The sequence below is a fragment of the Pseudothauera lacus genome (assembly GCF_003034845.1).
Classification (GTDB): domain Bacteria; phylum Pseudomonadota; class Gammaproteobacteria; order Burkholderiales; family Rhodocyclaceae; genus Pseudothauera; species Pseudothauera lacus.
Genome location: NZ_PZKC01000002.1, coordinates 338,886 through 364,212, shown reverse-complemented (window position 1 = coordinate 364,212; position 25,327 = coordinate 338,886). Strand labels below are relative to the sequence as shown.

25 protein-coding genes are annotated in these 25,327 nt (G+C 69.0%); 18 read left to right on the top strand and 7 right to left on the bottom strand.

All coding sequences use genetic code 11. The features are described 5' to 3' along the window. Positions 1-103 precede the first annotated feature (103 nt). Entirely contained in the window at positions 104-721 is a 618-nt protein-coding gene (locus C8261_RS03695) for a response regulator (protein WP_107492305.1), read from the bottom strand. Continuing rightward, positions 718-2,415 carry a PAS domain-containing sensor histidine kinase gene (locus C8261_RS03690; protein WP_107492304.1) on the bottom strand — a complete coding sequence of 566 codons (1,698 nt, stop codon included), beginning with the start codon at positions 2,413-2,415 and terminating at the stop codon, positions 718-720. The genes C8261_RS03695 and C8261_RS03690 overlap by 4 nt, the downstream gene beginning before the upstream one ends. Before the next feature lie 140 nt (positions 2,416-2,555). Here C8261_RS03690 and C8261_RS03685 point away from each other — a divergent pair, with 140 nt between their 5' ends. The 4 genes from C8261_RS03685 to C8261_RS03670 all read left to right on the top strand — a co-directional run bounded on the left by C8261_RS03685 (position 2,556) and on the right by C8261_RS03670 (position 8,092). Further along, positions 2,556-3,926 carry a malonyl-CoA decarboxylase gene (locus C8261_RS03685; RefSeq protein WP_107492303.1) on the top strand — a complete coding sequence of 457 codons (1,371 nt, stop codon included), beginning with the start codon at positions 2,556-2,558 and terminating at the stop codon, positions 3,924-3,926. Positions 3,927-4,044: 118 nt separating this feature from the next. Next, positions 4,045-6,474: a putative bifunctional diguanylate cyclase/phosphodiesterase gene (locus C8261_RS03680; RefSeq protein ID WP_181358833.1), complete on the top strand. Its 2,430-nt coding sequence runs from the start codon at positions 4,045-4,047 to the stop codon at positions 6,472-6,474. Further along, positions 6,471-7,670, top strand: coding sequence for a hypothetical protein (locus C8261_RS03675; RefSeq protein WP_107492302.1), 1,200 nt, complete (start codon positions 6,471-6,473; stop codon positions 7,668-7,670). Before C8261_RS03680 ends, C8261_RS03675 begins: the two co-directional genes overlap by 4 nt. A 5-nt stretch (positions 7,671-7,675) precedes the next feature. Further along, entirely contained in the window at positions 7,676-8,092 is a 417-nt protein-coding gene (locus C8261_RS03670; protein ID WP_107492301.1) for a hypothetical protein, read from the top strand. A gap of 43 nt (positions 8,093-8,135) precedes the next feature. On the opposite strand, the gene C8261_RS03665 is transcribed toward C8261_RS03670, so the two are convergent. After that, entirely contained in the window at positions 8,136-8,771 is a 636-nt protein-coding gene (locus tag C8261_RS03665; protein WP_107492300.1) for a trimeric intracellular cation channel family protein, read from the bottom strand. 96 nt (positions 8,772-8,867) lie between these two features. Here C8261_RS03665 and C8261_RS03660 point away from each other — a divergent pair, with 96 nt between their 5' ends. The 5 genes from C8261_RS03660 to C8261_RS03640 all read left to right on the top strand — a co-directional run bounded on the left by C8261_RS03660 (position 8,868) and on the right by C8261_RS03640 (position 13,260). Next, the gene (locus tag C8261_RS03660; RefSeq protein WP_107492299.1) at positions 8,868-9,746 is read left to right on the top strand and encodes a branched-chain amino acid ABC transporter permease; all 879 of its coding nucleotides are present in this window, start codon (positions 8,868-8,870) and stop codon (positions 9,744-9,746) included. Beyond that, on the top strand, positions 9,743-10,714 hold the full coding sequence (locus tag C8261_RS03655) for a branched-chain amino acid ABC transporter permease (RefSeq protein ID WP_107492298.1): 972 nt from the start codon (positions 9,743-9,745) through the stop codon (positions 10,712-10,714). Before C8261_RS03660 ends, C8261_RS03655 begins: the two co-directional genes overlap by 4 nt. A gap of 93 nt (positions 10,715-10,807) precedes the next feature. After that, positions 10,808-11,968, top strand: coding sequence for an ABC transporter substrate-binding protein (locus C8261_RS03650; RefSeq protein WP_107492297.1), 1,161 nt, complete (start codon positions 10,808-10,810; stop codon positions 11,966-11,968). Positions 11,969-12,050: 82 nt separating this feature from the next. Beyond that, positions 12,051-12,665 (top strand): flavin prenyltransferase UbiX, encoded by a 615-nt coding sequence (locus tag C8261_RS03645; RefSeq protein WP_107492296.1) that lies wholly within the window; start codon positions 12,051-12,053, stop codon positions 12,663-12,665. Continuing rightward, the gene (locus C8261_RS03640) at positions 12,658-13,260 is read left to right on the top strand and encodes an LON peptidase substrate-binding domain-containing protein (RefSeq protein WP_107492295.1); all 603 of its coding nucleotides are present in this window, start codon (positions 12,658-12,660) and stop codon (positions 13,258-13,260) included. The genes C8261_RS03645 and C8261_RS03640 overlap by 8 nt, the downstream gene beginning before the upstream one ends. Positions 13,261-13,290: 30 nt before the next feature. Here the strand turns inward: C8261_RS03640 and C8261_RS03635 are convergent, their stop codons facing one another. Together C8261_RS03635 and C8261_RS03630 are read right to left on the bottom strand one after the other, a co-directional pair. Further along, complete coding sequence (locus C8261_RS03635) at positions 13,291-13,998, bottom strand: response regulator transcription factor (protein WP_181358832.1); 708 nt, start codon at positions 13,996-13,998, stop codon at positions 13,291-13,293. Further along, positions 13,988-16,102: a PAS-domain containing protein gene (locus C8261_RS03630; protein ID WP_235864819.1), complete on the bottom strand. Its 2,115-nt coding sequence runs from the start codon at positions 16,100-16,102 to the stop codon at positions 13,988-13,990. The genes C8261_RS03635 and C8261_RS03630 overlap by 11 nt, the downstream gene beginning before the upstream one ends. 222 nt (positions 16,103-16,324) lie before the next feature. On the opposite strand from C8261_RS03630, the gene C8261_RS03625 reads away from it, so the two are divergent. The 5 genes from C8261_RS03625 to C8261_RS03605 all read left to right on the top strand — a co-directional run bounded on the left by C8261_RS03625 (position 16,325) and on the right by C8261_RS03605 (position 21,212). Beyond that, a complete protein-coding gene (locus C8261_RS03625; RefSeq protein ID WP_107492294.1) occupies positions 16,325-17,965 on the top strand; it encodes an acyl-CoA synthetase in 1,641 nt (546 codons plus the stop codon). A gap of 52 nt (positions 17,966-18,017) precedes the next feature. Continuing rightward, positions 18,018-19,424, top strand: coding sequence for a permease family protein (locus C8261_RS03620; RefSeq protein WP_107492293.1), 1,407 nt, complete (start codon positions 18,018-18,020; stop codon positions 19,422-19,424). A gap of 77 nt (positions 19,425-19,501) precedes the next feature. Then, positions 19,502-20,044, top strand: coding sequence for a copper chaperone PCu(A)C (locus C8261_RS03615; RefSeq protein ID WP_107492292.1), 543 nt, complete (start codon positions 19,502-19,504; stop codon positions 20,042-20,044). A gap of 140 nt (positions 20,045-20,184) precedes the next feature. Beyond that, entirely contained in the window at positions 20,185-20,889 is a 705-nt protein-coding gene (locus C8261_RS03610) for an AzlC family ABC transporter permease (protein WP_107492291.1), read from the top strand. Further along, positions 20,886-21,212, top strand: coding sequence for an AzlD domain-containing protein (locus C8261_RS03605; protein ID WP_107492290.1), 327 nt, complete (start codon positions 20,886-20,888; stop codon positions 21,210-21,212). Before C8261_RS03610 ends, C8261_RS03605 begins: the two co-directional genes overlap by 4 nt. Positions 21,213-21,288: 76 nt before the next feature. Here the strand turns inward: C8261_RS03605 and bfr are convergent, their stop codons facing one another. Then, positions 21,289-21,759, bottom strand: a complete 471-nt coding sequence (gene bfr / locus C8261_RS03600; RefSeq protein ID WP_107492289.1) for a bacterioferritin — start codon at positions 21,757-21,759, stop codon at positions 21,289-21,291. A gap of 90 nt (positions 21,760-21,849) precedes the next feature. Further along, entirely contained in the window at positions 21,850-22,518 is a 669-nt protein-coding gene (locus C8261_RS03595; protein ID WP_328588037.1) for a hypothetical protein, read from the bottom strand. Between the two features lie 297 nt (positions 22,519-22,815). Here C8261_RS03595 and rpsD point away from each other — a divergent pair, with 297 nt between their 5' ends. From rpsD to C8261_RS03575, 4 genes are read left to right on the top strand one after another with little or no spacing between them, the layout of a single operon-like run. Continuing rightward, positions 22,816-23,427 carry a 30S ribosomal protein S4 gene (gene rpsD, locus C8261_RS03590; RefSeq protein ID WP_107492287.1) on the top strand — a complete coding sequence of 204 codons (612 nt, stop codon included), beginning with the start codon at positions 22,816-22,818 and terminating at the stop codon, positions 23,425-23,427. Beyond that, positions 23,427-23,732 (top strand): hypothetical protein, encoded by a 306-nt coding sequence (locus tag C8261_RS03585; RefSeq protein ID WP_235864818.1) that lies wholly within the window; start codon positions 23,427-23,429, stop codon positions 23,730-23,732. The genes rpsD and C8261_RS03585 overlap by 1 nt, the downstream gene beginning before the upstream one ends. A gap of 7 nt (positions 23,733-23,739) precedes the next feature. Next, positions 23,740-24,255, top strand: coding sequence for a sigma-70 family RNA polymerase sigma factor (locus C8261_RS03580; RefSeq protein ID WP_107492286.1), 516 nt, complete (start codon positions 23,740-23,742; stop codon positions 24,253-24,255). Then, positions 24,245-25,258 carry a FecR domain-containing protein gene (locus C8261_RS03575; RefSeq protein ID WP_219905123.1) on the top strand — a complete coding sequence of 338 codons (1,014 nt, stop codon included), beginning with the start codon at positions 24,245-24,247 and terminating at the stop codon, positions 25,256-25,258. Before C8261_RS03580 ends, C8261_RS03575 begins: the two co-directional genes overlap by 11 nt. Positions 25,259-25,327 lie beyond the last annotated feature (69 nt).

Sequence of the window (25,327 nt, the reverse complement as noted above, 5' to 3'; positions counted from 1 at the left end):
ACGGCAATGGTATGGTCATGATGATGCATGAATCGGTCGGCATGCAACATCGGGGAATCCCTGATTTTTCATCGCAGCGTGACTTTTGACGCAATGAAGGGGCCTACACCAGGCCTGTGCGCATGGCATAGCGGGTCAGCCCGGCGATGTCGAAGATGTCCAGGCGCTGCATGATCTGGGCACGGTGGGTCTCCACCGTCTTGACGCTGATGTGCAGACGGGTGGCGATTTCGCGGGTGCTGCAGCCCTCCGCGATGAGCCGCAGGATCTCGCGCTGACGGGCAGTCAGCGGCGTGCGGCTGCCGCCGTGCGCGGCCCCTACCCGCCCGGCGACCTGCGGCGAGAGGAAGCGCTCGCCACGCAGTGCGGCGCGCAGGGCAGCTTCCAGCTCGGCCGGTGCGGCATCCTTGACGACGTAGGCGCGGGCGCCGGCAGCGAGCGCCTGATCGAGGTAGTCGGGTTCGGTGTGCATGGACAGCACCACCACCGGGCAGTCTGCCAGCCCGGCGCGCAGCCGCCGGGTGGCTTCGATGCCGTTGAGCCCGGGCATGGAAAGGTCCATCACCACCACATCCACCGCCAGTTGTTCCACCAGCGCCAGCGCCGCACGCCCATCGGCGGCCTCGCCGACGACCTCGAAGCCGGCAAAGCCGCCGATCAGCGCACGCAGACCGCTGCGCACCAGGGCATGGTCATCGACCAGCAGCACCCGCGCGCTCAATCGGCCTCCGCGCGCGGCGGTGCCGGCAGGCGGGCATGGATGCGGGTGCCCGCCCCCGGCGCGCTGTCGATGGCGAAATGCCCGCCAAGCAGCTCGGTGCGCTCGCGCATCCCGGCCAGGCCAAGGCCGCCGCCATTGCGCAGCGCAGCGGCATCGAAGCCGCTGCCATCGTCGGCAATGCTCAGTTCGAGGACATGGCCGTCGTGGTGCACTTCCACCTCCACGCGCGTCGGCGGCCCATGGCGCAGGGCATTGTTGACGGCTTCCTGGACGATGCGGAAGGCAGCCGTCTCGACGGCCTCGTCGAAGCGCTCCAGCCCATCCCCACCGAGCAGCTCGACCGCCACCCCGGCGCGTTCGGCAGCGCTGCGGCAATACCACGCCAGTGCCGCACCGAGGCCGAGGTCATCAAGCATGGCGGGACGCAGTTCGAGGGCACGCGAGCGGATGCGCGCAATGGTGAGGTCGACGATGTCCACGCAGTCATCCACCCGCGCGCGGGTAATGTCGTCCTCCGCCACACGGCCGATGGCGTGCAGGTTGAGCTTCACCGCGGTGAGCTGCTGGCCGACCTCGTCGTGCAGTTCGCGCGCGAGGCGGCGGCGTTCATCCTCCTGGACCTGCATCAGGCGGGCGGAGAGTTCGCTGAGATGGCGGTAGCTGTCGGCGAGGGCACGGTCGGTGGCGTCACGACGGGTGATGTCGATGGCCATCGCCAGCAACTGCACGACCTTGCCGTCAGCGTCACGGATCGGCGTATTGAACCACTCGCAGAGCAGGCTGCGGCCGTCGCGGGTGCGGTTCTCGTTGATGTTGTGGGTGTCGAAACTGCCGCTGCGCAAGCGCGCCAGCACCACCTCGGTCTGTCCGCGGGCGCTCTCGGCGATGATGGTATCGAAGGCGGTGCGCCCGATCAGCTCGCCGGCGCCATAGCCGAACATGCGCTCGAAGGCCGGATTGCAGCTGATAATGCGCCAGTCGGTATCGGTGATCATGCAGCCGATGGGCATGCGCTCGAGGTACAGGCGCGCACGCGTCTCGCTTTCGGCCAGACGCTTCCAGGTCTGCAGTTGCTCGTCAATGTCGAGATAGGCGCCGATCACCCGCGCCGGCTTGCCGTCGCCGTCACGCTCGACGACCTGACCGGTCGAGCGGAACCAGCGATAGCTGCCGTCGCGGTGCCGCATGCGGAACTCGGCCTCGTAGCGTGGCGCGCGCCCCTCCATGTAGGCGCGGAACCGCCGCCGCGCCATGTCGCGGTCCTGCGGATGGAGACGCTCCTGCCAGGCTGCCACGCTATCGCGGAAAGTCTCCGGGGGATAGCCGAGCAGGACCGCCACCTGCGCACTGGTGTCGACCTCCTCGCGGCCGACGCGGTAGTCCCACACGCCCATGCCGGAGGCCCGCATGGCGAGCTGGAAGGCCGCCTCGCGGTCGCTCAGGGTACGCTGCAGGGCGGCCTGCCGGCGCAGCGCCAGCCACATCGCCAGGAACAGCAACAGCGCCGTGGACAGCACGAAGAACAGGCCCTTGAAAGTCTGCAGCTGGGTCAGCCGCGCGGACTCCTGCACCCACACCGCGAGCAGGGTGTCGGAATAGAGGATCCATGCCACCGCCACGCCCGCATAGATCAGCGCGATGGCCAGGGCAATGCGCAGCGGCGAGGGTAGCGGCGGCAGATTGCGGTAAGTCATCGATCGGCCCTTCGGTTGATGGCCCCAATCTTACTCTCCATCGTCATCATCCGGCGCATCCCGACCGCCGGCAGCGGCACGATGCTGCCACGGCCACACGGCGCGCGGTATGATCGGCTCATTGTCCACCACCGCTCCCGATCATGGCACCCGGACTCGTCTCCCGCAGCCTCTCGCGCATGCGCGAGCTGATGGCCAGCGCCACCGCGCGACGCAACGAACCCACCGAACGCACCCTCGAGCGCATCCGCGAGCAGTTGCGCGAATGTGCCGAAGGGCGTGGCGGGGAGATCTCCACCCGGCAGCGTGCCGCGCGCCTGGCGGAAACCTACCTGCGCCTCGACGACGGCGGCAGGCACGCCTTCCTGCGCATCATCGCAGTCGAATTCGGCCCCGATCCTCAACGTATCGCGGCCGCCCATCAGACCTTCCAGGACGCCGTCGGCAGCGCGCGCCAGTGGGATGCCGAAGCCGAACTGCGCGCCGCCATGCGCTCGGCACGCATCCGCATCCTCACCCAGTTCAACGCCATCCCGCAGGGTGTGAAGTTCCTCGTCGACCTGCGCGCCGACCTGCTGCGCTTCCTGCGCGACGACCCCGAGCTCAAGCCGCTCGACCGCGAGCTCGAAGCGCGCCTGGCGGCATGGTTCGACGTCGGCTTCCTGGAACTGAGCTGCATCACCTGGGAATCCCCTGCGGCGCTGCTCGAGAAACTGGTCGAGTACGAGGCCGTGCACGAGATCCGCTCCTGGACCGACCTCAAGAACCGCCTCGGTGCCGACCGCCGCTGCTACGGCTTCTTCCATCCGCGCATGCCACTGGAACCGTTGATCTTCGTCGAGGTGGCTCTGCTCGAAACGCTCGCCGACAACGTCCAGGTGCTGCTCGACGAACATGCGCCAGTGCTCGACCCGCACAAGGCGAGGGTGGCGGTGTTCTATTCGATCAGCAATACCCAGGCGGGGCTGCGCGGGGTGTCCTTCGGCAACTTCCTGCTCAAGCGCGTGGTTGAGGACCTCAAGCGCGATTTCCCGCGCCTGGAAACCTTCGCCACGCTCTCGCCCATCCCCGGACTGGCGGGATGGGCGCTGCGCCAGCCGGAGGCCCTCGCCGGCGCACTCACCGAACGCGACCGCAAGCGCGTGGCCACCGCCGGCGCCGATCCCGAGCGCCTTGCCGAAGTCCTCGCCGAACCGGCATGGGCGCAGAATGCCGCGCTCGTCGACGCCCTGCGCGACCCGCTCCAGCGCGTCGCCGCCGACTACCTTCTGCATGCCCAGCACAAGGGCCGGCCGCTCGATGCAGTGGCACGCTTCCACCTCGGCAACGGCGCCCGCGTCGAACGCCTGAACTGGCAGGCAGACACCTCACCGAAAGGTCTGGCGCAATCCTGGGGGATGATGGTGAATTACCTCTACGACCCCGAGCGCATCGAACAGAACCTCGAAGCCTTTGCCGCCAGCGGCCGTATCGACGCCTCGGCGGCGGTAAGACGACAAGGGCGGCGCTGAACGGAGCTGTGAAAACGGGCATTTTCATCTGTTACATGTAAGATTTTTACTTACACTCTAGTCAGCACGACCGCATTGGGGCACTATCCCGGCACGCTACCCGCCGTCGGTCCGTGCCTTGCAACTACCCCTCCACCGCACCTCGATACGCATTCGCCTGCTGCTGGCGAGCACGGTCGTGCAGGTCGTCCTGCTCACCCTGCTGCTGGCCAACAGCGTTCGCCTGATGGATGGCGCGGCGTCGGCCACCCTCGACACCCTCATCGAGCAGCACACCGTGATGCTGCACAGCATGGCCGTCGTGCATGGCGAACACGGCAGCTACGAGGCCATGCAGGACATCCTCGACGAGCTGCTTGTCGACGCCGGCGAAGGCCTCACCTATGTGCGCATCGCCCGCGCCGACGGCAGCCTGCTGCTCGATGCCGGCGAGACGGTATCCAACGGCGGCGCCAGCCCCCCTGCCGCAGGCATCCTCGGCGGCATGGACAGCGGCTTCATCCACGTCCGCCGCCCGCTGCTGCTGCCGGGCAACGAAGTCGGCAGCCTGCAGTTCGGCGTCTCCGCCGCCAACCTCGTCCACGCCCGCCGTGCCATCCTTGAGCAGGGCAGCGTCATCGCGCTCGCCGTGGTGGGCCTCACCCTGGTACTGCTGGCAGCGATCGGCTACCTCCTTACGCGCAACCTCGGACGCCTGCTCGACGGCAGCCAGGCCCTCGCCGAGGGCCACCTCGAACACCGCCTGCCGGAATCCGGCAACGACGAACTGGCCGATCTCGCCCGCCGCTTCAACATCATGGCGGAGCGCCTGCAGGGGCGCGTGCGCGAGCTGGAAAGCACCGCCAGCCGCCTGCACGCCAGCGAGGAGCGCTACGCCCTCGCCATCCACGGCGCCAACGACGGTCTGTGGGACTGGGACATCGCTGCCCGCACCTTCTACCATTCGCCGCGCTTCGCCGAGATCGTCGGGCGCGGCATGCACGACGGCCCGCTCCCTCCTGACGAGCTCCTCGGCTACCTCCATCCCGACGACAAGGGTCGCTTCAACAACCAGCTCGTCGAACACCTGAAGGGCGACAGCGCCCAGTTCATGCTCGAACACCGCGTCCGCCTGCCCAGCGGCGACTACCGCTGGATCCTCACCCGCGGCGTCGCCCTGCGCGGCGCCGACGGGCGCGCCTTCCGCATGGCAGGCTCGATCGCCGACGTCCATGTGCGCCGCCAGGCGCAGCAGCGCCTGCTCCACGACGCCCTCCATGACGGCCTGACCTCGTTGCCCAATCGCGCACTGTTCGTCGAACACCTCAACAGCGCGCTCGGCCGGCAACGGCGCAGCGACGATTTCCACTTCGCCGTGCTGACCATCAACCTCGAACGCTTCCGCCTCGTCAACGACAGCTTCGGCCATGTCGCCGGCGACGAACTGCTGCGCCGCATCGCCGACCGCATCGCCCGCCACCTGCGCAGCGGCGACATTGCCGCACGCATCGGCGGCGACCAGTTCGCCGTGCTGCTTAGCGACATCGGCGAACGCAACGAGGCCAGCCGCCTCGCTGCCAGCCTGCGCGAAGGCCTTGCCGAGCCGGCGGTGGTCGCCGGCCACACGATCCATCCGCGGGCGCGCATCGGCGTGGCACTGAGCGACGACTACCACGACGACGGCGAAGCCATCCTGCGCGATGCCGACAACGCCCTGCACCGCGCCCGGCGCAGCAGCGACGAACCGGTAACCATCTTCGAAGCCGGCATGCACACCCAGACCCTGCAGGCCCTGCAGCTCGAATCCGAACTGCGCGCAGCGCTGCGCGACGGCGGCCTCACGGTGCATTACCAGCCCATCGTCGACCTGCACAGCGGCGCCCCCCGCAGCCTCGAGGCGCTGGTACGCTGGCAGCATCCGCAAAAAGGGCTGCTGTCGCCGCTGGCCTTCGTCGCGCTGGCCGAATCGCTCGGCCTCATCCACGAGCTCGGCATGCAGGTACTGGAACAGGTGTGCGCCGACATCGTGCGCTGGCGCAAACTCTTCGGCAGCGACGCCCTGCCGCCGGTGAGCGTCAACCTGTCGGCGCGTCAGTTCCAGGTCGTCGGCCTGACCACCGACATCCTCGGCACCATCGCCCGCCACGGCCTGCCCATCGAAGCCGTGCGGGTGGAGATCACCGAGAGCGCGCTGGCCGAACCCAGCGGCCCGGCAGCGGCCATGCTGCGCACCCTGCGCGATGCAGGGATGAAGGTGATGATCGACGACTTCGGCACCGGCTACTCCACGCTCAGCTACCTGCACACCATCCCCTGCGATGTTCTCAAGCTCGACGGCTCCTTCGTGCGCACCCTCGCCGACACCCCGCGCCTCGGCACCATCGTCAGGCGCAGCATCGAGCTGGCCCACGACCTCGGCATGACCGTGGTCGCCGAGTGCATCGAATCCCCCCTGCAGCACGATTTGCTGCTCGCCATGGGCTGCGATTACGGCCAGGGCTACCTCTATTCGCGGCCGCTGCCCGCCGAGGGCATTGCCGGGCTGCTGCGCGATGCGCCGCCGCCATGAAGCGAGCCCACCTCCTCGCCCTGTGGCTGGCCCTGAGCCCCGCCGCGCACGCCGACGATGCCCTGCTGCCGGCGCTGCAGCTGTCCGGCTTCGCCACCCTCGGTGCGGTAACAGCCGATCGCAGCGACCTGCGCTTCTACGGCGCCGACTTCAACGCCCCCGCCCGCCAGCGGGTGGACTTCGGTGCCGACAGCGTCATCGGCCTGCAGGGAAGCCTGCGCCTGAGCAAGGCCAGCGATCTCACCGTGCAGATGACCGCCAAGCGCAACCCGCACGGCGATCACCGCCCGCAGCTGTCGTGGGCGTTCTTCCGCCACAGTCCGGCGGACGGTATAAGCATCCGCGCCGGCCGCCTGCGGGTACCTTTCTTCATGTTCTCCGACACCCTGCGGGTCAATTACGCCCACCCCTGGGTGCGCCCGCCGACCGAGGTCTACAGCCTCAACCCGTTCGCCAGTGCCGACGGCATCGACATGCTGGTGCACGCCAGCGCCGGTGAGTGGTCGATCGAGCTGCAGCCCTACTACGGTGGCGGCTCGATCGACCTGCTCGGCGGTGGCGAGGCGCGCCTGCACGGCGTCCGCGGGATCAACCTCACTGCCAGCCGGGATGCCCTCAGCGTCCACCTCGGCCACGGCCAGGGGCGTCTGGCGGTGCACTGGAAGGACAGCGGCTTCCGCGCCCTCAGCGCCGCCCTGGCACTCGCCGGCCCGGCCTACGACGCACTCGCCGACGAACTCTCCGGCCGGCGCGGGCGCGCGGCGTTCACCTCCTTCGGCGTGCACTGGGACGACGGCCGTCACCAGTTCATCGGCGAGTACGTCCGCCGCCGCAGCGACCGCTACGTGGACAGCGCCCACGCCTGGTACCTGAGTGCGGGCTACCGCACTGGCAGCGTGCTGCCCTATGTCGTACTCGCCAGCCAGCGCCAGGATCAGGCGATCACCAGCCTGGCCCCCCCTGCCGCGCTGCAGGGCGCCTTCGATGCCTATCTGGCCTCACGTTCGGATGCCCAGCGCAGCCTCACCCTGGGGGTGCGCTGGGATCTTGACAGCGCACTGGCGTTCAAGGCGCAACTCACCCACGCCCGCATCGGCCGCCAGGCCTGGGGGTCCTTCTACCCCGATGAAGGCGGCCGGGCGCCGGGCGGGCGGCGGGTGAATGTGCTCAGCGTCGCGATCGACATGGTCTTCTGAACATCATGCGCCGATTCCTGCTGCTCCTCGCCTTCGGCCTGCTGACCAGCACTGCGGTGCGCGCCGAGTTCGTCATCGTCGCCGGTGCCGCAAGCAGCTTCGGCGAACTCAGCCGCGACCTCGCCGAGCAACTCTTCCTCGGCCGCCGCAGCACTACCGCCGACGGCCACTCCGTGCAGCTCCTTGATCTGCCGCGCGGCGCCGAGCGCGACCGCTTCTACTTCCTGCTCACCGCCAAGAAACCCGCCCAGATACGCGCCTGGTGGTCGCGCCAGGTCTTCTCCGGACGCGCCCTGCCGCCCTTCGAGGCGGCCAGCATCGCCGACCTGCGCCGCCGCCTGGGTGACAACCCCGATGCCATCGGCTACCTGCCGGACGACGCCGCGACCGCGGAACTGCGCATCCTTCTGCGCCTGCCTTAGGGCGCACTCAGGGCGGCCGGGGCAGACACCGGCACGCCCCCGTTCAGGGCCGCGCGATGAATACCGGCAGACGCCAGCGCAGGCGCAGGGCGAGCAGGCGCACCAGCAGCACCAGCGTGCCGGCGGCGAGCGCCGCCCAGCCTGCCGACACCCCCCAGGCGACGAGGCCGACAAGCAGCAGCGCCCCGAGGAAAGAGGCGGTGGCATACAGTTCGCTGGAGAACACCAGCGGCACTTCGTTGCACAGCACATCGCGGACGATGCCGCCGAACACCCCGGTGATCACTCCCATCAGCACCGCCACCAGCCAGGGCGCCTCCATGGCCAGCGCGGCCTGGGTACCGCTGACGGTGAACAGGGCCAGGCCGATGGCGTCGGGGATCAGGAACAGACGGGCCGGCAGGCGCACCACGCGCACCAGCGCAAAGGTCGCGAGTCCGGCAACGATGGCGGCGATCAGGTAGCTCTGGTCGGCGATCCAGAACACCGTGCGGTCGAGCAGCACGTCGCGCAGCGAGCCCCCACCGAGCGCAGCGGCCAGCGCCACGACCACCATGCCGAAAAGGTCGAAGGGCTTGCGCCCGGCCTCCAGTACCCCGGCGGCGGCGTTCACCGCCACCCCGGCGAGGGCGATGCCGTAGATGAGGGTTTCGATGTCGATATCGATGCTGATGTCCATGGGCGCAACTTAGCATCACCTCCGGGTTCACGGCCATTGCGGGAATCCCGCTCCGGCACTGGGCGGCGGGCGGCGTAGCAGCTATCCTTCCGTCCCATGCTCAGTTTCGTCCAGGTTCTCACCAGCGGAATCGCCATCGGCTGCGTCTACGGGCTGGTGGCGCTGTCCTTCGTGCTCATCTACAAGGCCACCGCCGCGGTCAGCTTCATGCAGGGCGAGGTGCTGATGGTCGGCGGCTTCACCGTCCTCGCCCTCAACGTCGGCCTCGGCCTGCCTCTGCTGCCGGCGATCCTTTGCGGCGTCGTCCTCGTTGCCACCCTCGGTGCGGGGCTGGAACGCAGCGTGCTGCGGCGCGCCCTCGGCCAGCCCCATCTCACCGCGGTGCTGCTCACCTTCGGGCTCGGCCTGATCATGCGCGGCGCGGTGACCACGGTACCTGCAGCCAGTCACGGCATGCACCGCCTCGCCCTGCCCTTCGGCGATGAACCGCTGCGCCTGGGCGCGCTGGCGATCGCCCCGCAGCATCTGCTGGTGATCGTCGCCACCGTCGCCGTGGCCGGCGCCCTGAGCCTGTTCTTCCGCCACACCCGTGCCGGGCTGGCGCTGCGCGCGTGTTCGGAGAATCCTCAGGGTGCCGCCCTCGTCGGCATTCCGGTGGCCGCCATGCACACCCTCGCCTGGGGTCTCGGCGCCGCCCTCGCCGCCATCGCCGGGGTATTGCTGGCACCGATCACCTTCGTGCATCTGGGCATGGGACTGATCGCCCTGAAGGCCTTCCCCGCCGCGGTACTGGGGGGCATGACCAGCCTGCCGGGAGCGCTGCTCGCAGGCATCTTCATCGGCGTTGCGGAAGCGCTCGCCGGCCTGCTGCTGCCGGAGGGCGGCAAGGACGTGGTGCCTTATGCCTTGCTGATGGCTGCCCTGCTGCTCTTCCCCGGGGGCCTCGGCACGGCACTGCGGCAGTTGCGCCGATGAAGGCGGTGCACGCCGTGCTGGCGCTGCCGGCCGCACTGCGCAACAGTGCCGCAGCCGTGCTCGGCATCGCCACGGTGCTGGCTGCACTGGGTGTCGACTACGCCCTCGCCCAGCTCGCCATGATCGCCACCTTCGCCATCGCCGGCCTGGGGGTGGTAATCATCGTCGGACAGGCCGGACAGATCTCCCTCGGCCAGGGCGCCCTGCTCGCGCTCGGCGCCTACGTGCAGGCGCTGCTGGTACGCCACGGCGTGCCCGCCCTGCTCGCCCTGCCGCTGGCGGTGCTGGCCGGGATGGCCGGCGGCTGGCTGGCCAGCCTCCCCGCGCAACGGCTGGGCGGTCTGTATTTCGCGATGAGCACACTGGCCTTCGCACTCATCGTCGAGGAAGTGCTGGTGCGCTGGAGCACGCTCACCGGCGGTGCCGCCGGCCTGCTGGTGCCCCCGCCCAGCCTGTTCGGCTGGTCCGTGGAGAGCGCCGCGGCGCAGGCCGTGTTCAGCCTGGCCTGCCTGGCGCTGGCGTGGCTGGCCTGCCACCGCCTGCTCGACGCCAGCCTCGGGCGCGCCTGGCGCGCGGTGCGCGAGGATGAGGGCGCGGCCGCCGCCAGCGCCATCGATCCGCTGCGCGCCAAGCGCAGCGCCTTCCTCTGCGGCGGCGCGCTGTCCGGCCTTGCCGGTGCCCTCTACGCCCACTGGATCGGCTTTCTGAGCCCCGAGCAGTTCGGCCTGCTGCTGTCCTTCGAGCTACTCATGCTGGCCTTCATCGGAGGCGTACGCACGCTCGCCGGAGCCTGGTGGGGGGCACTGGTGATCGTCGCCATCCCGCAGGCCATCGCCGTGCTGCGCGACCTGCTGCCAGCGGCGGTCGCCCACACCGCCGGTCTTGAAGCCATGCTCTTCGGGGTCGTCCTGGTGGCGATGATCCTGCTGCGTCCGCAGGGCCTGTGCGGCCCCTCGCCGGGGCGCTGAAGGCAGGGGGCAGCGCGGAGCAACATCTGCGACACCATAATTATGAATTACGCTAAGATGCGCCCTCGCACTATTGCTTTCGAGGTACGCGCGATGTTCCCTTTCCGCCATCTGGCCGCCGCCCTGCTGTGCACCCTCAGCCTCGGCGCGGGGGCGCAGAGTCCCGGCGTGAGCCGCGACGAGATCCGCGTCGGCAGCATCCAGGATCTTTCCGGCCCCATTGCCATGCTCGGCTCGCCGGTGCGTGACGGCATGCTGCTGCGCTTCGAGGACGCCAACGCCGCCGGCGGCGTGCATGGGCGCCGCCTGCGCCTGCTCGTCGAAGACGCCGGCTACGACCCCAAGCGTGCAGTGCTCGCCGCCCGCAAGCTCATCCAGCGCGACCGCGTGTTCGCCTTCCTGGCCAACCTCGGCACGCCGGTGGTGATGGCCACCATGCCGATGGTGGTCGAGGCCGGCCGCCCCCACCTGTTCCCCTTCTCGCCGCACGAATCGACCTACCTGCCGCTGCATCCGCTGAAGTTCCAGATGTTCGCGCCCTACCAGGACTACATGGCGGCGGCGACCCGCCACATGGTGGACAGCAAGGGCTACACCCGCAGCTGCCTGCTCTATCAGGACGACGACTACGGCCTGGAAGTGATGAAGGGCGTCGAGGCCGGCCTGCAGGAGGTCGGCCAGGTGCTGCACGAGCGCACCAGCTACAAGCGCGGGGCCACCGACCTGTCCAGCCAAGTCGCCCGCCTGCGCGCAGCCGGCTGCGATTTCGTCGTCCTCGCGACCGTGGTGCGCGAGACCGTCGCAGCGATGGCCGAGGCCCGCAAGACGGGCTGGAACGTCGACATGCTGGTCACCGCCTCCGGTTACTCGGCACAGACCCACGAACTCGGCGGCGCCGCGGTGGAGGGTCTGTACGGCGTCGCGGTGCTCCCCCACCCCTACGCCGACGGCGCCAGCCCGGCGCTGGCGGCGTGGATCGAACGCTACCGCGCGCGCTTCGGTGCCGCCCCCAATGTGTGGAGCGCGATGGGCTATACGGTGGCCGATCTTTTCGTCCAGGCCGCCGAACGTGCCGGCCCCGAGCTGAGCACGGCCAGCTTCGTCGCCGCCCTGGAGAACCTCCACACTGACGCGGACATCTTCGGTGGGCCGCGCTACCGCTTCTCCGCGCACGACCACCTCGGCAACCGCCACGGCCGCCTGGCGCAGATCCGCGACGGACGCTGGCAACTGATCAGCGACTACCTGCACTGAGCACGGCGGCGGCGCCCCGCGCCGCTTCCGCTCCACCGGCGGGCGTGCAACACTATGGCCTCCGCCATCCGCCGCCCGTGACATGACCCAGACCATCGCCGTCGCCTTCACCGGGGCCTCCGGCATGCCCTACGGCATGCGCCTCGTCGACTGCCTGCTCGCCGCCGGCTGCCGCGTCTGGCTGCTCTACTCACAGGTGGCGCAGGTCGTCGCGCGCCAGGAGATGGGCATCGAGCTGCCTTCGCGCCCGGCCGAGGTGCAGGCCATGCTGCGCGCGCGCTTCAAGGACGAGGACGGCCGCCTGCAGGTCTTCGGACGCGAGGAATGGTTCGCACCGCCGGCTTCCGGCTCCAACCCCCCCGACGCCATGGTGGTCTGTCCGTGCACCATGGGCACACTGGCGGCAATCGCCGCAGGGCTGGCGCAGAACCTCATCGAGCGCGCCGCCGACGTCGCCATCAAGGAAGGCCGCAAGCTGGTGCTGGTGCCGCGCGAGACCCCGCTGTCGGTGATCCATCTGGAGAACATGCTGCGCCTGGCGCGCATGGGAGTGGTGATCCTGCCGCCCAGCCCGGGTTTCTACAATCACCCGCGCAGCGTGGATGACCTGGTCGACTTCGTCGTCGCCCGCATCCTCGACCAGCTCGGCGTCGCCCACGCCTTGCAGCCGCGCTGGGGAGCGGCCACCGATGAGTGAGCAGAACTCCACCCTGCCGCTGTTCCCGCTCGGCACCGTGCTTTTCCCCGACGGCCTGCTGCCGCTGCGGGTCTTCGAGGCGCGCTACATGGACATGACCGCACGCTGCCTGCGCGAGGGCAGCACCTTCGGGGTCTGTCTGATCGCCGCCGGCAGCGAGGTCGGCGAGGCGGCGGTGCCACACACGGTAGGCACCGAAGCCTGCATCGAGCAGTGGGAGATGAGCGAACCGGGCGTGCTCTCCATCGTCGTGCGCGGCCGGCGGCGCTTCCGCATCGAAGACCACGAGGTCGAGCGCGACGGCCTGCTCCGCGGCCGCGTGCGCTGGCTGGCCGAGCCTGCGCCGCAGGCGGTGCCGGCAGCACAGGCCGACATCCTGCCGCTGCTCGACCTCATCGCCGGCGAGGTCGGCAACCCGTTGCCGTCGCCCCACCGCTTCGACGACGCCGCCTGGGTGGGCGCGCGTTACGCCGAGCTGCTGCCGATTCCGCAGCGCGCGCGTCAGGCCCTGCTCGAACTCGACGATGCCCTCAGCCGCCTGGAGATCATCCAGCAGTACCTGCGCCAGCACGGCCTGCTCGGACCCGCCGCCTGAGCAGCCGCGGAGGGGCCGCAGCGCACCGGCTCAGCGCCACACCACCTCGGTGCACAGCAAGTAGCCGGCGCCATACACGGTCTTGATCAGGCGCGCGTGCTGGGGGTTCTCCTCAAGGCGCTTGCGCAGGCGCGACACGCGCAGGTCGATGCTGCGGTCGAGGGCGTCGAGGTTGCGACCGTCGAGCAGCTGCTCGCGCGAGAGGATCTGGTTGGGGCGTTCGAGGAGTTTGCGCAGCAGGGTAGCCTCGGCCAGGCTGAGGGTGTCGGTGACGCCTTGCGGCGAGCACAGGTCGTGGGTGGCGGTATCGAAACGCCAGCCGGCGAACTCGGCCACCCGCCGCCCGTCCCCGGCGGCGGTCAGCGGCTGGTAGCGGCGCAGCACGCTGCGCACGCGGGCCACCAGCTCGCGCGGCTCGAAGGGCTTCACCATGTAGTCGTCGGCGCCCAGTTCGAGCCCCGCAACGCGGTCATAGGTGTCGCCGCGGCCGGTGAGGATGAGCAGGCCAAAAGCGTGGCGGGCACGGATCTGGCGCACCACTTCGAGGCCGTCCATGTCCGGCAGGCCGAGATCGAGCACGCACACCCCCGGCGTGCGCTGCTGCAACTGGCGCAGCAGCGCCGCGCCGGAGGGGAAGCAGTCGACGCTGAAATCGTATTTCTCCAGGGCGCTGCGGATCAGCCTGGCCACCGCCTCGTCGTCCTCGACGATGTACACCAGCCCGGCACTAGTCCCCATGGTCGCGGCCTCCGGGCATGAACGGCGCGATGCGGCTTACCGCCGCATACAAGGCCTCGCGGGTGAAGGGCTTGGCAAGGATGGGCAGGGCGAGGTCGTCATTGATGCTGCCGGCGGCATCGGTGTAGCCGCTCATCAGGATCACCGGCAGCTCGGGGCGGTAGCCGCGCGCGAAGCGCGCCAGCGCATGGCCGTCCATGCTGCCGTGCATGACGACGTCGGAAACCACCAGCGAGATCGCCGGCACGCTCTCCAGCAGGTCGGCAGCCTCCTCGCCGCTTTCCGCCTCCAGCACCGCGCAATCGAGTCCGGCGAGCTGCTTGCGCACCACGCGGCGGACGTCGGGGTCGTCCTCGACCAGCAGCACCACCCGCCCGCGCAGCCAGCCAGCCGGGTCGCCCGCCGCCGGGCAGTACTCCCCCGCGGCGCCGTCGCCGGGCTCGGCGCACGGCAGCAGCAAGGCCACCGTGGTGCCGACCGCCTGGCGACTGCGGATGCGCACGCCGCCGCCCGACTGCTTGACGAAGCCATACACCATGGCCATCCCCAGGCCGGTGCCGCCGCTGGCCTTCTTGGTGGTGAAGAAGGGCTCGAAGACTCGCGCCAGGGTGCTGCCATCCATGCCTTCGCCGTTGTCGCTGACGCTGATCTGCACGTAGTCGCCGGGCGGCAGTTCGAGATCGCCCGCGGCGGTGCCGGTGAGCGCCTCGATACCGGCGTCGATGCGCAGCTCGCCGCCGTTGGGCATGGCGTCGCGGGCATTGAGGGCGAGGTTGAGGAGCGCGCTTTCGAGCTGGTGAGGGTCGACCAGGGCGAGCGGCGCGGGCTCGCCGTGGCAGGTGTGGATGGTGATGTTCTCGGGCAGCGAACGGCGCAGCAGGCTGGTCAAGCCCAGCACCAGCTCATTGACCTCCACCGGCCGCGGCGACAGCGGCTGCTGGCGGGCGAAGGCGAGCAGGCGGCGGATCAGCGCGGCACCGCGGCTGGCGGCCTGCAGCGCCGGCTCGACGTACTCGGCGATGATGGGATCGCCGCGGCGGCTCTCGCGCAGCTCGGTGAGGTTGCCGCTGACCACGGTGAGCATGTTGTTGAAGTCGTGCGCCAGGCCGCCGGTGAGCTGGCCGATGGCCTCCATCTTCTGCGCCTGCGCGAGCGCGCTCTGGGTGCGGCGCTGCTCGGTGATGTCCACCGCATGGACGAAGCAGCCCAGCACCTGGCCGGCGGGACTGAAGTCCGGCACCAGGGTGCTGCGCGCATGGCGCTCGCTGCCGTCGGCGGCGGTGAGGGTGTATTCGTAGCTCACCTCCTCGCCGCCAAGGGCGCGGCGCACCGGTTCGGCGACCTGGTCGAAGAGGCGGGCGCCGATCACCGTGGGGATGGATTGGTCAACAATGCTCTCCGGCGTCCATCCGAACCACTGCGCGTAGCGCCGGTTGGCGTAGCGGTAGGCCCAGGCCTTGTCGAAATAGGCGATGTGGGCGGGAATGGTGTCGGTGATCTGGCGCAGGCGGCCTTCGCTGTAGCGCAGCGCCACGGTGATCTCGCGATTCTTCTCGATCGCCGCGGTGAGTTCGGCGTTGGCCGCGGTGAGCTGGGCGGTACGGCGCTGGATGTGCGCTTCCAGGGTTGCCTTGTCGCGCGCGATCTCGTCCTGGCGGTGCTGCTGGGCGGTGATGTCGGCGTAGAAGGTGACGAATCCGGCATTGTCCGGCATGGGCTGGCCGCGCAGCTCCAGCACCCGCCCGTTGGGGCGCACCCAGCGCGTCAGGTGGGGCTCGAAGCGCCGCGCCGCAGCCATGCGCGCGGCAACCACGGCCTCGGGCCGGTCCCCCGCACATTCGCCATCGTGGCTGTATTCGCCGCGCGCAACGTTGAAGCGCACGAAATCCTCATAGGGCGTGCCGGTCTGCAGCAGGGCCGCGGGAAACTCGAGCAGCTCGACGAAACGGCGGTTCCACGCCACCAGGCGCAGACCGGCGTCGAAGACGGTGACGCCCTGGTCGAAGAGGTCGAGGGCCGCACCGACCATGGAACGGAAAACGGCATCGTCGACACCGGCGGCGGGGCCGGCGATGGAGGACTGCATTGCGGCCGCAAGGGGCATGGGAAAAGACGGCTCCGGCATTGTGGTCAATACGTAGACCGGGATTCTACCCGCTCACCTCGCCGGCAGACGCCGGATGCAGCGCCGCGGACAAGATTGCGTACATTTTCGCGCAAATCCCGACAACTTCCTCTGCCATTTTTTCAGGTTGAGTGCGGCTGCTGCGCCCAGGCGGTGGCTGCACGGAAAGGCATCAAGGGCAAACAGAGTGAGGAGGAAGAGGTGAGCACATCCGTTTATGACCAGGGGCTGGAACGCAACGCCGCCAACTACGTGGCGCTGTCGCCACTGAGCTACATCGAACGCAGCGCCTATGTCTATCCCAACCGCGCGGCGGTGGTGCACGGCCAGCGCAGCTTCACCTGGGCTCAGACCTACGAGCGCTGCCGCCGCCTGGCCAGCGCACTGGTACAGCGCGGCATCGGCCGCGGCGACACCGTGGCAGTGATGCTGCCCAACGTGCCGGCGATGTTCGAGGCCCACTTCGGCATCCCGATGACCGGCGCGGTGCTCAACACCCTCAACACCCGCCTCGACGCCGAGGCCATCGCCTTCATGCTCGGCCACGGCGAAGCCAAGGTGCTGATCACCGACCCCGAGTTCGCCCCCACCATCCGCGCCGCCCTCGACCTGCTGGAAGGCGAGAAGCCGCTGGTGATCGACGCCCTCGATCCCGAGTACCCCGGCACCGAGCGCCTCGGCGAGATCGAGTACGAGGACTTCCTCGCCGGCGGTGACCCGGCCTACGCCTGGAAGCTGCCCGCCGACGAGTGGGACGCCATCGCCCTCAACTACACCTCCGGCACCACCGGCAACCCCAAGGGCGTGGTGTACCACCACCGCGGCGCCTATCTCAACGCTGCCTCCAACATCATCAGCTGGGGCATGCCGCAACATGCGGTGTACCTGTGGACGCTGCCGATGTTCCACTGCAACGGCTGGTGCTTCCCGTGGACGCTGGCGGCCAATGCCGGCCTCAGCGTCTGCCTGCGCAAGGTCGACCCGGCGCTGATCTTCGAGCTCATCCGCCGTCACAAGGTCAGCCACATGTGTGGCGCACCCATCGTCTACGGCATGCTGATCAACGCCCCCGACGGCCTGCGTGCCGGCATCGAGCACAGCGTCGCCGGCCTCATCGCCGGTGCCGCGCCCCCGGCGGCGATCATCGAGGGGGCCGAGAAGATCGGCTTCGACATCACCCACGTCTACGGCCTCACCGAAACCTACGGCCCGGCCTCGGTGTGCGCCAAGCACCCGGAGTGGGACGCCCTGCCCATCGACCGCCGCGCCGAACGCAACGGCCGCCAGGGCGTGCGCTACCACATGCAGGAAGCGATCACCGTGATGGACCCGCAGAGCATGGACTTCGTGCCCGCCGACGGCGAAACCATGGGCGAACTGATGTTCCGCGGCAACATCGTCATGAAGGGCTACCTGAAGAACCCCAAGGCCACCCAGGAGGCCTTTGCCGGCGGCTGGTTCCACACCGGCGACCTCGGCGTCATGCAGGCCGACGGCTACGTCAAGATCAAGGACCGCTCCAAGGACATCATCATCTCCGGGGGGGAGAACATCTCCTCACTGGAAGTCGAGGAAGTGCTCTATCGCCACCCGGCGGTGATGACCGCCGCGGTCGTCGCCAAGCCCGACGAGAAGTGGGGCGAGGTGCCGGCGGCCTACATCGAGGTCAAGGACAACGCCCAGGTCACCGCCGACGACATCATCGAGCATTGCCGCGCCCACCTGGCACGCTACAAGGTGCCCAAGCACATCGAGTTCTGCGTCCTGCCCAAGACCTCGACCGGCAAGATCCAGAAGTTCGTGCTGCGCCAGCAGGCGCAGTCGGCTTCGGCGATCGACTGACCCGCTTTACCCGTAGTCAATCATCAAAAAACCATACCTGGAGGAAAGCAAAGTGCTGTTGAAACGCCAACACGGTGAGGAGCACCCTTACTGGCCGGCCGGACCTTTCAAGATCCGCCTGCCCTTCATCCACTACCGCTGGGAAGTGGCCGAAACCATCCAGGCCCTGGTGATGTTCGTCGTCGCCATGGGCATGATCCCGCTGCTGCAGAAGTACCTCGGCCTGCCCTACGACGTGGCGCTGGCCTATGTGGTGGTGTGCGGCATCGGCTTCATGCTGCCCAACCTCCTGGGCGTGCCTTTCGTACCGGGGTGGATCACCCCGGCCATTCCGGTGGTGCTGCTCTTCATCGGCCAGTTCGAACCGGGCCCGGACGCCATCCGCGCGCTGGTCGCGCTGCAGCTGATGGTCACCTTCATCTTCCTGTTCATGGCGGTCACCCGCCTGGGCTCGAAGCTGGTGAACAACATCCCCAAGTCGATCAGCGCCGGCATCCTGCTGGGCGCGGGCATCGCCGCGCTGTCCGGTGAGATCAGCCAGGGCGGCCGCGCCTACAACACGCCGATCTCGCTCGGCATCGGTGGCCTGGTCACCGCCTACGTGCTGTTCTCGCTGTCCTTCCGCGACTGGACCGAAAAGCACCGCTGGGCCAAGATCGTCGCCGGCTACGGCATGGTGCCCGGCATGCTGATCGCCATGGGCATCGGCTGGGCGGTGGACGAATATCCGCTGCCGGCCATCGAGTGGGGCATTGCCACCCCGGCCTTCGGCGAGATCTGGAACTACCTGCCCTTCACCGTCGGCTTCCCCGGTTTCGACCTGCTGATGCTGGCCATCCCCACCGCGGTGATCGCCTACATCATCGCCTTCGGCGACATCATCGTCGGCCAGAGCCTGATCGCCCGCGTCGACCACCTGCGTCCGGACGAGAAGATCGAAGTGGACGTCGACCGTGTGCACCTGGTCACCGGCATCCGCAACGCCATCCACTCGCTGTTCGCCCCCTACCCGGGTCTGGCCGGCCCGCTGTTCACCGGCGCCATGGCCACCATCGCGGAACGCTACCGCTACGGGCGCAGCGCCATGGACACCATCTACTCGGGTGCCGGGGTGTTCTGGATCGTCGGTTTCATCGCCCTCTTCCTGCTGCCGCTGATCACCCTGTTCAAGCCGGTGCTGCCGATCGCCCTGTCCATCACCCTGCTGATCACCGGCTACCTGTGTATTGCGGTGGCCGTGGAACAGATCGACAACGCCACCTCGATGGGCGTGGCCGGCGTGATGGGCGTGGTCCTCGCCACCCACGGCGCGGCCTGGGGCCTGGGCGCCGGCCTGGTGCTGTGGCTGCTGATCGAACGGCGCAGCAAGAACGCGCCCGCCGACGAACCCATCCACATCGAAGACAACATGCCGCACGAGCCTGACGCGGAAGACCCCGCGCCGGCAAAAGCCAACTGAGCAACCGCCCGGCCGCAAGGCCGGGCCCAGCGCCCTGCGGACGCCCACCGGCGGCTGCAGGGCAGGCAGGAGTAGCAATGATCAAGAACAAGCTTGTCAGCCTCGCCGTCGTGGCGTGCACCCTGGGCGCAGGCCCGGTGCTGGCCAGCGGCATCCATGTGCGCGATGCCTGGATTCCCGCCTACGGCGAAGGTGCGCGCAGCGCCCCGCTGTTCCTTACGGTGACCAATACCGGCACCCCCGACCGCCTCATCGGCGCGCGCAGCGATGCCGCCGAGCGGGTCAGCATCAACACCCTGCAGGCGCACGAAGGCGAACTGCGCGCCACCGCCCTGCAAGCCGTGGCGCTGCCGTCCGGCGTACCGGTGATCTTCGAGTCGGGCAACGCCTGGCTGCAGCTCGAAGGACTCAAGGCGCCGCTGCGCCCGCGTGCCACGGTAACCGTGAAGCTGGTCTTCGAACGCGCCGGCGAACGCGAATACCGCATCCGCGTGCGCCCCAACCCCCTCGGTGGCGACACCCTGGAGAACATGCGCACCGACCCCCTGCAGCAGCCCGGGCAGACCCAGCGCACCGAAGGCCTGGACGACGCCCTGCGCAGCGACCCCTTCCTGCGCTGAAGAGACGGCAGCATGAAGCCCCCGGGGCAGCCCTGAGCTGCCCCGTTTTCGTTCACCACGGCGTCCGCCCCCGGGTTAGCCGCAGTTGTCAGGCGCCGGGGCGCCGCTATGCTGTCGCACTTTGAACCCACCCGCAGCTCATGAACGCCTCCTTCAAGCGCGGCGCCGCCGAAGGTTTCCGCGCCTTCCTGCCACTGTCGATCGGCCTCATCCCGTGGGCCCTGGTCACCGGGGTGGCGATGCGCTCGATCGGCCTGTCGCCGCTCGAAGCCATGGGCATGAACCTCATCGTCTTCGCCGGCACCGCCCAGCTCGGCACCCTGCCACTGATCGCCGCCGGCGCGCCACTGTGGCTGCTGGTGCTCACCGCCCTGGTGCTCAACCTGCGCTTCGTGATCTTCTCTGCCGCCCTCGCCCCGGCCTTCGCCGGCTATTCACGGGCGCGCCGCATCCTGTCGAGCTATCTGCTCGTCGACGGCGTCTTCGCCATCCTCTCGGAGCGCCTGCTGAAGGCCCAGGACCCCCACTGGCGCTGGGGCTGCTACATTGCCCCGTCGCTGTGGTGCTGGACCCTGTGGCAGGTCTTCGCCCTCGTCGGCATCCTCGGCGCCGGTGCGCTGCCGGCCGACTGGTCGCTGGAGTTCATGGCCACCATCGCCCTGCTGGTGATGCTGGTGCCGATGAGCGCCACCCGGCCGATGCTGGTCGCCGCCCTCGTCGGCGGGCTGGGCGCCGTGCTGGCCCGCGGCCTGCCCCTCAAGCTCGGGCTCATCGCCGGTATCGCCGCCGGCATCGCCGCCGGCTTCATTGCCGAACGGCAGGCTGAAAAAAGGAGGCCGGCATGAGCGAAGGACTGTGGCTGTGGCTGACCCTGCTGGCCATCGGCAGTACCACCATCCTCACCCGCGGCAGCTTCATCGTTGCCGGCGAACGCGCGCGCCTGCCCGCCACCCTCCAGCGCGCCCTGCGCTACGCCCCGGCCGCCGCGCTGGCCGCACTGGTGGCGCCGGAGATCCTTCTCGACGGCGGCGAGTTCACCGCCCTCAACCCGAAGTTTGCCGCCGCCGCAGTGGTGGTGCTGGTCTGCCTGCGCCTGCGCAACCCCTGGCTGCCCTTCATCGCCGGAATGGCCGTGCTGCTGCTCCTGCGCAAGGGGCTGGGCTGGTAGGAGGGAAGGGGCCGCGCAGCGGAGGTCGCCGCCGGGCGTTCGTTGACGAGGCAGCGGTGGCCTCGCCTGCACGCTGTCAGCAGCTCATCTGCGACTGCAGGTAGTTCTGCAGGCCGACCAGCTTGATCAGGCCAAGCTGCTGCTCCAGCCAGTGGGCATGGTCCTCCTCGGTATCGTCGAGCATCTTCTCGAGGATCTCGCGGCTGACGTAGTCCTGCTCGGTCTCACAGAGCGCGATGGCTTCGCGGAGATTCTTCACCACTACCATCTCCACGGCCAGATCCTTGCTGAAGATGTCCGGCAGATCCTTGCCGATGGTGAGCTTGGCGGGCGTCATCGCCGGCACGCCTTCGAGGAACAGGATGCGGCGGATGAGCGCATCGGCGTGCGCGGTCTCGTCCTCCATCTCGTGGGCGATGCGTTCGGCGGCGCGGCTCAGGCCCCACTCGGAGAGCATGCGGGAATGGATGAAGTACTGGTCACGCGCCGCCAGTTCGTCGGCGAGCAGGGCGTTGAGTGCGGCGATGACTTTCTTGTTGCCTTTCATGACGGGCTCCACGTACACGAGGGTGGTTGAGCCGCCAATGATAGCCCCATGCGCCGCCACCCGCGTCGACGGCGGCGCATACCTCAGCGCTCAGAACTCCCAGGCGATGCCGGCATTGGCAAAACTGCGGCCATTGCCACGCCCGGCCGCGGCCGAGACCTTGAGGCCATCGACGATCTCGTAGCGCAGGCCCAGCGCACGGTCGGGGCCGCTGTGCTCGACGCCGAAGGTCTCGACGACGAGCGCCAGCCTGGCACCGAGCGGCACATCCACGCCCACGCCCCAGGTGCCGAGGTTCTCGCGCTCACCACGCTCGCGGCTGCTCTCGCGGCCGAGATTGAGATGCACGCTCGGTCCATCCTCGAAGCGCCACGTCAGCAAGCCGCTGAGTGCATGCACGCGGGTGGACACGCCATCGAGGCGATCCCGGCCGTACTCGTACTTGAGTCCGGCGGAAAGCCCGCTGTCGGCCTGCAGGGGAACCCATTTGACCGCCAGGCCGTGGCCGTGGATGACGTCGGCTGGCGAAGCAGCGCGGTCGCGGACGCGGGCGAGACCGAGCTCCAGCTCCAGCTTGTCTGCCGGCGCAAAACCGGCTGCAGCCTCCAGGCCCCGCGCCTTGTCGTCCTTGGACCAGCCGAGCTCCAGCTTCGCACCGCCCCTTTCCAGCGTCCCCGCGTCATCGACGTTCATCGGGCGCTCGGCATGCGCCACGCCCCCTTGCAATGCCGCCACGATCAGCAGCGTACGCATCTTCATCCAAGCCATCCTGATTATCTCCCGCAGCGCTTGAGGGCAACCCGGAGGGACCATTGGGCCCCTTGCGCGGATCACGGAACCATCACTTACACACCATCGCAAATACTACTCGTTGTCGTTTCGGTATGCATTCATGATTTTTGCAAATCTGCTTTCTGCCAACGCAGCACCGCAGGAAGATGCCCCTCAGGTGGGGTACTCCACCGGCCGCAGGTGCGTGACTGAGAGGGGCTTGACCACGGTGCCATCCGATGTAGAATGCGACACGTTATCATTTGCATTTCTCAGGAGCATCCCGTGTCCCGCTTTACCGGTCCCCGTCTCAAGGTGCAGCGTGCCCTCGGCACCGCCCTCCCCGGTCTGTCCCGCAAGTCGCCGGAGGAGCGCAATTACCCGCCGGGGCAGCACGGCATGAAGCAGAAGCGCAAGTCCGACTACGGCCTGCGGCTGATGGAGAAGCAGAAACTGCGCTTCAACTATGGCGTCACCGAACGCCAGATCCAGCGCCTCTTCCGCGAGGCCAAGCAATCCAAGGCACCCACCGGCGAGCGTCTGCTGGAGTTGCTGGAAAGCCGTCTCGACAACTTCGTCTTCCGTGCCGGCTTCGCGCCCACCACCCTGGCCGCGCGTCAGCTGGTCAGCCACCGCCACGTTCTCCTCAACGGCCGCTCGGTAAACATCCCGTCGATCCGCGTACGCCCGGGCGACACCATCACCCTCAGCGCCGCCGGCAAGCGCATCCCGTCCACCGTCGAGTGTCTCGCCGAACCCGCCCTGAGCCGGCCGGAATGGCTGAGTTTCGATGGCGACACGGTCAGTGCCACGGTCACCCGCTGCCCCGACGCCAGCGAGGTTCCGTTCCCGATCGAGGTCCAGCACGTGGTCGAATACTATGCGGTGAGGCTGTGATGAGCTGCCACTGCGACGACGACTGCGACAACTGCAGCGACGACGCCGACATCGACGCACTGCCGCAATACAGCGAGCGCCCCGATCTCGCCCTCTCGGCAGTGCTGTACTTGATGTCGCGGTTCCCGGCCAGCCGCAGCCCGGCGATTGCCGACGCCATCGTCGCCCACCTCCGCGTCGTTTGCGCCGACCCGCGGCAGCCCGACAGCGTGCGCGAGACCGCCGACAAGCTGATGGGCGACTGGTGGGCATACGGCGCCCTTACCGACGAAGGCGCGAACTTCGACGGCTGCCGCCCGAACTGATTGCACGATGGACGCCACCCTGCCCGTCGGCACCCTCTACCGCCAGCACCACGGCTGGCTGGTGGGCTGGCTGCGCTACCGCCTGGGTTGCCCGGACACCGCCGCCGACCTTGCCCACGACACCTTCCTGCGCCTGCTCGGCAGCCGCCGCACGCCGGTGCGTGTAGACGAGCCGCGCGCCTACCTGACCACCATCGCCCGCGGCCTGGTTATCGACCACTGGCGCCGGCGCGAACTGGAACAGGCCTGGCTGGGCGCACTGGCACAGTTGCCGGAAGCCCTCGCACCGTCCCCCGAGACCCGTGCGCTGGTGGTGGAAACCCTGTTGCGCATCGACGCCCTGCTCGACGGGCTGCGCCCCAGAGTGCGCGAGGCCTTCCTGCTCGCCCAACTCGACGGCCTGCCCTACCGCGAGATCGGCGCACGCCTGGGGGTTTCCGAGCGCATGGTGAAGAAGTACATGGCCCAGGCCATGCTGAGCTGCATGCTCGCCCTGGAGGAGCCTGACAGCGGTGGCCACTGATGGCGGGCCAGCTCTCGCACAGCCGCCACTGGCCGTCCTGCAGCAGGCCGCGGAGTGGTTCGCGGTGCTTGCCGACCCCCCCGTTGCCGACCGCGACCAACAGGCCTGGCAGGCCTGGCTGGCCGCGGATCCGCTGCACAGCGCGGCCTGGCAACGAGTGGAGGCGGTCAGCCGACGGTTTCACGACGTCCATGACGACACCCCGGCAAGTGCAGCGCGCGCGGCGCTGTCCAGTGCCCGCAACACCCGCCGCCGCACCCTCGGCATGCTCGGCGGCAGCCTCGGCATGCTGCTCGCCGGCGGGCTCGGCCTGCGCCATTTCGCCGACACCGCTGCGCTGACCACACTGGCGATCTGGGCGGCCGGCCAACGCACGGCCACTGGCGAAGTACGCGAGATCGCCCTTGCCGACGGCGGCCGCCTGTGGCTCAACACCGCCAGCGCGGCCGACATCGACTACAGCGCGGGGCTGCGCCGCATCGCCCTGCACGCCGGCGAGTTGCTTATCGCCACCGCCCCCGACCCGCTCACCCCGCCGCGGCCGCTGGTGGTCGACACCCGGATGGGGCGCCTCACCGCACTCGGCACCCGCTTTTCCGTGCTCCTTGACGGCGGCGCCTGCGTGCTCACGGTCTTCGAGGGCGCGGTACGCATCAGCCCGCAGGCCGGCATTGCCGAGATCATCCACAGCGGCCACCAGGCACGCTTCACCCGTCACGGGGTCGCCGCCACCGGCGCCGCAATGCGGGCGCGGGAAAGCTGGACGCAGGGTTTGCTGCTCGCCGAAGACCGCCGTCTCGACGACTTCGTCGCCGAACTGCAGCGTCACGTCCCGGTACGCCTGGAGGTCGCCGCGGAGGTCGCCGCGCTGCGGTTGGTCGGCGTATATCCGCTGCACGAGCCGCGCCGCGACCTGCCCCGCGTGCTCGGCGCGCTGCAGGCCAGCCTGCCGGTACGCACGCACATCGTCGACAGCCGCCACCTGCGCATCGAAGCACGCTGATTTTCTGCGGCAGCGGTTCCCTTTTTGCCCCCTCGTCCGGCAAGCCTTGAGAACACACCCTCAGATCAG

Coding starts and splice junctions, on each gene's coding strand:
- C8261_RS03690 (WP_107492304.1), bottom strand. CDS start 2,415: ATGACTTACCGCAATCTGCCGCCGCTACCCTCGCCGCTGCGCATTGCC.
- C8261_RS03675 (WP_107492302.1), top strand. CDS start 6,471: ATGAAGCGAGCCCACCTCCTCGCCCTGTGGCTGGCCCTGAGCCCCGCC.
- C8261_RS03670 (WP_107492301.1), top strand. CDS start 7,676: ATGCGCCGATTCCTGCTGCTCCTCGCCTTCGGCCTGCTGACCAGCACT.
- C8261_RS03665 (WP_107492300.1), bottom strand. CDS start 8,771: ATGGACATCAGCATCGATATCGACATCGAAACCCTCATCTACGGCATC.
- C8261_RS03660 (WP_107492299.1), top strand. CDS start 8,868: ATGCTCAGTTTCGTCCAGGTTCTCACCAGCGGAATCGCCATCGGCTGC.
- C8261_RS03655 (WP_107492298.1), top strand. CDS start 9,743: ATGAAGGCGGTGCACGCCGTGCTGGCGCTGCCGGCCGCACTGCGCAAC.
- C8261_RS03650 (WP_107492297.1), top strand. CDS start 10,808: ATGTTCCCTTTCCGCCATCTGGCCGCCGCCCTGCTGTGCACCCTCAGC.
- C8261_RS03645 (WP_107492296.1), top strand. CDS start 12,051: ATGACCCAGACCATCGCCGTCGCCTTCACCGGGGCCTCCGGCATGCCC.
- C8261_RS03640 (WP_107492295.1), top strand. CDS start 12,658: ATGAGTGAGCAGAACTCCACCCTGCCGCTGTTCCCGCTCGGCACCGTG.
- C8261_RS03635 (WP_181358832.1), bottom strand. CDS start 13,998: ATGGGGACTAGTGCCGGGCTGGTGTACATCGTCGAGGACGACGAGGCG.
- C8261_RS03630 (WP_235864819.1), bottom strand. CDS start 16,102: ATGCCCCTTGCGGCCGCAATGCAGTCCTCCATCGCCGGCCCCGCCGCC.
- C8261_RS03615 (WP_107492292.1), top strand. CDS start 19,502: ATGATCAAGAACAAGCTTGTCAGCCTCGCCGTCGTGGCGTGCACCCTG.
- C8261_RS03610 (WP_107492291.1), top strand. CDS start 20,185: ATGAACGCCTCCTTCAAGCGCGGCGCCGCCGAAGGTTTCCGCGCCTTC.
- C8261_RS03605 (WP_107492290.1), top strand. CDS start 20,886: ATGAGCGAAGGACTGTGGCTGTGGCTGACCCTGCTGGCCATCGGCAGT.
- bfr (WP_107492289.1), bottom strand. CDS start 21,759: ATGAAAGGCAACAAGAAAGTCATCGCCGCACTCAACGCCCTGCTCGCC.
- C8261_RS03595 (WP_328588037.1), bottom strand. CDS start 22,518: ATGAAGATGCGTACGCTGCTGATCGTGGCGGCATTGCAAGGGGGCGTG.
- C8261_RS03585 (WP_235864818.1), top strand. CDS start 23,427: ATGAGCTGCCACTGCGACGACGACTGCGACAACTGCAGCGACGACGCC.
- C8261_RS03580 (WP_107492286.1), top strand. CDS start 23,740: ATGGACGCCACCCTGCCCGTCGGCACCCTCTACCGCCAGCACCACGGC.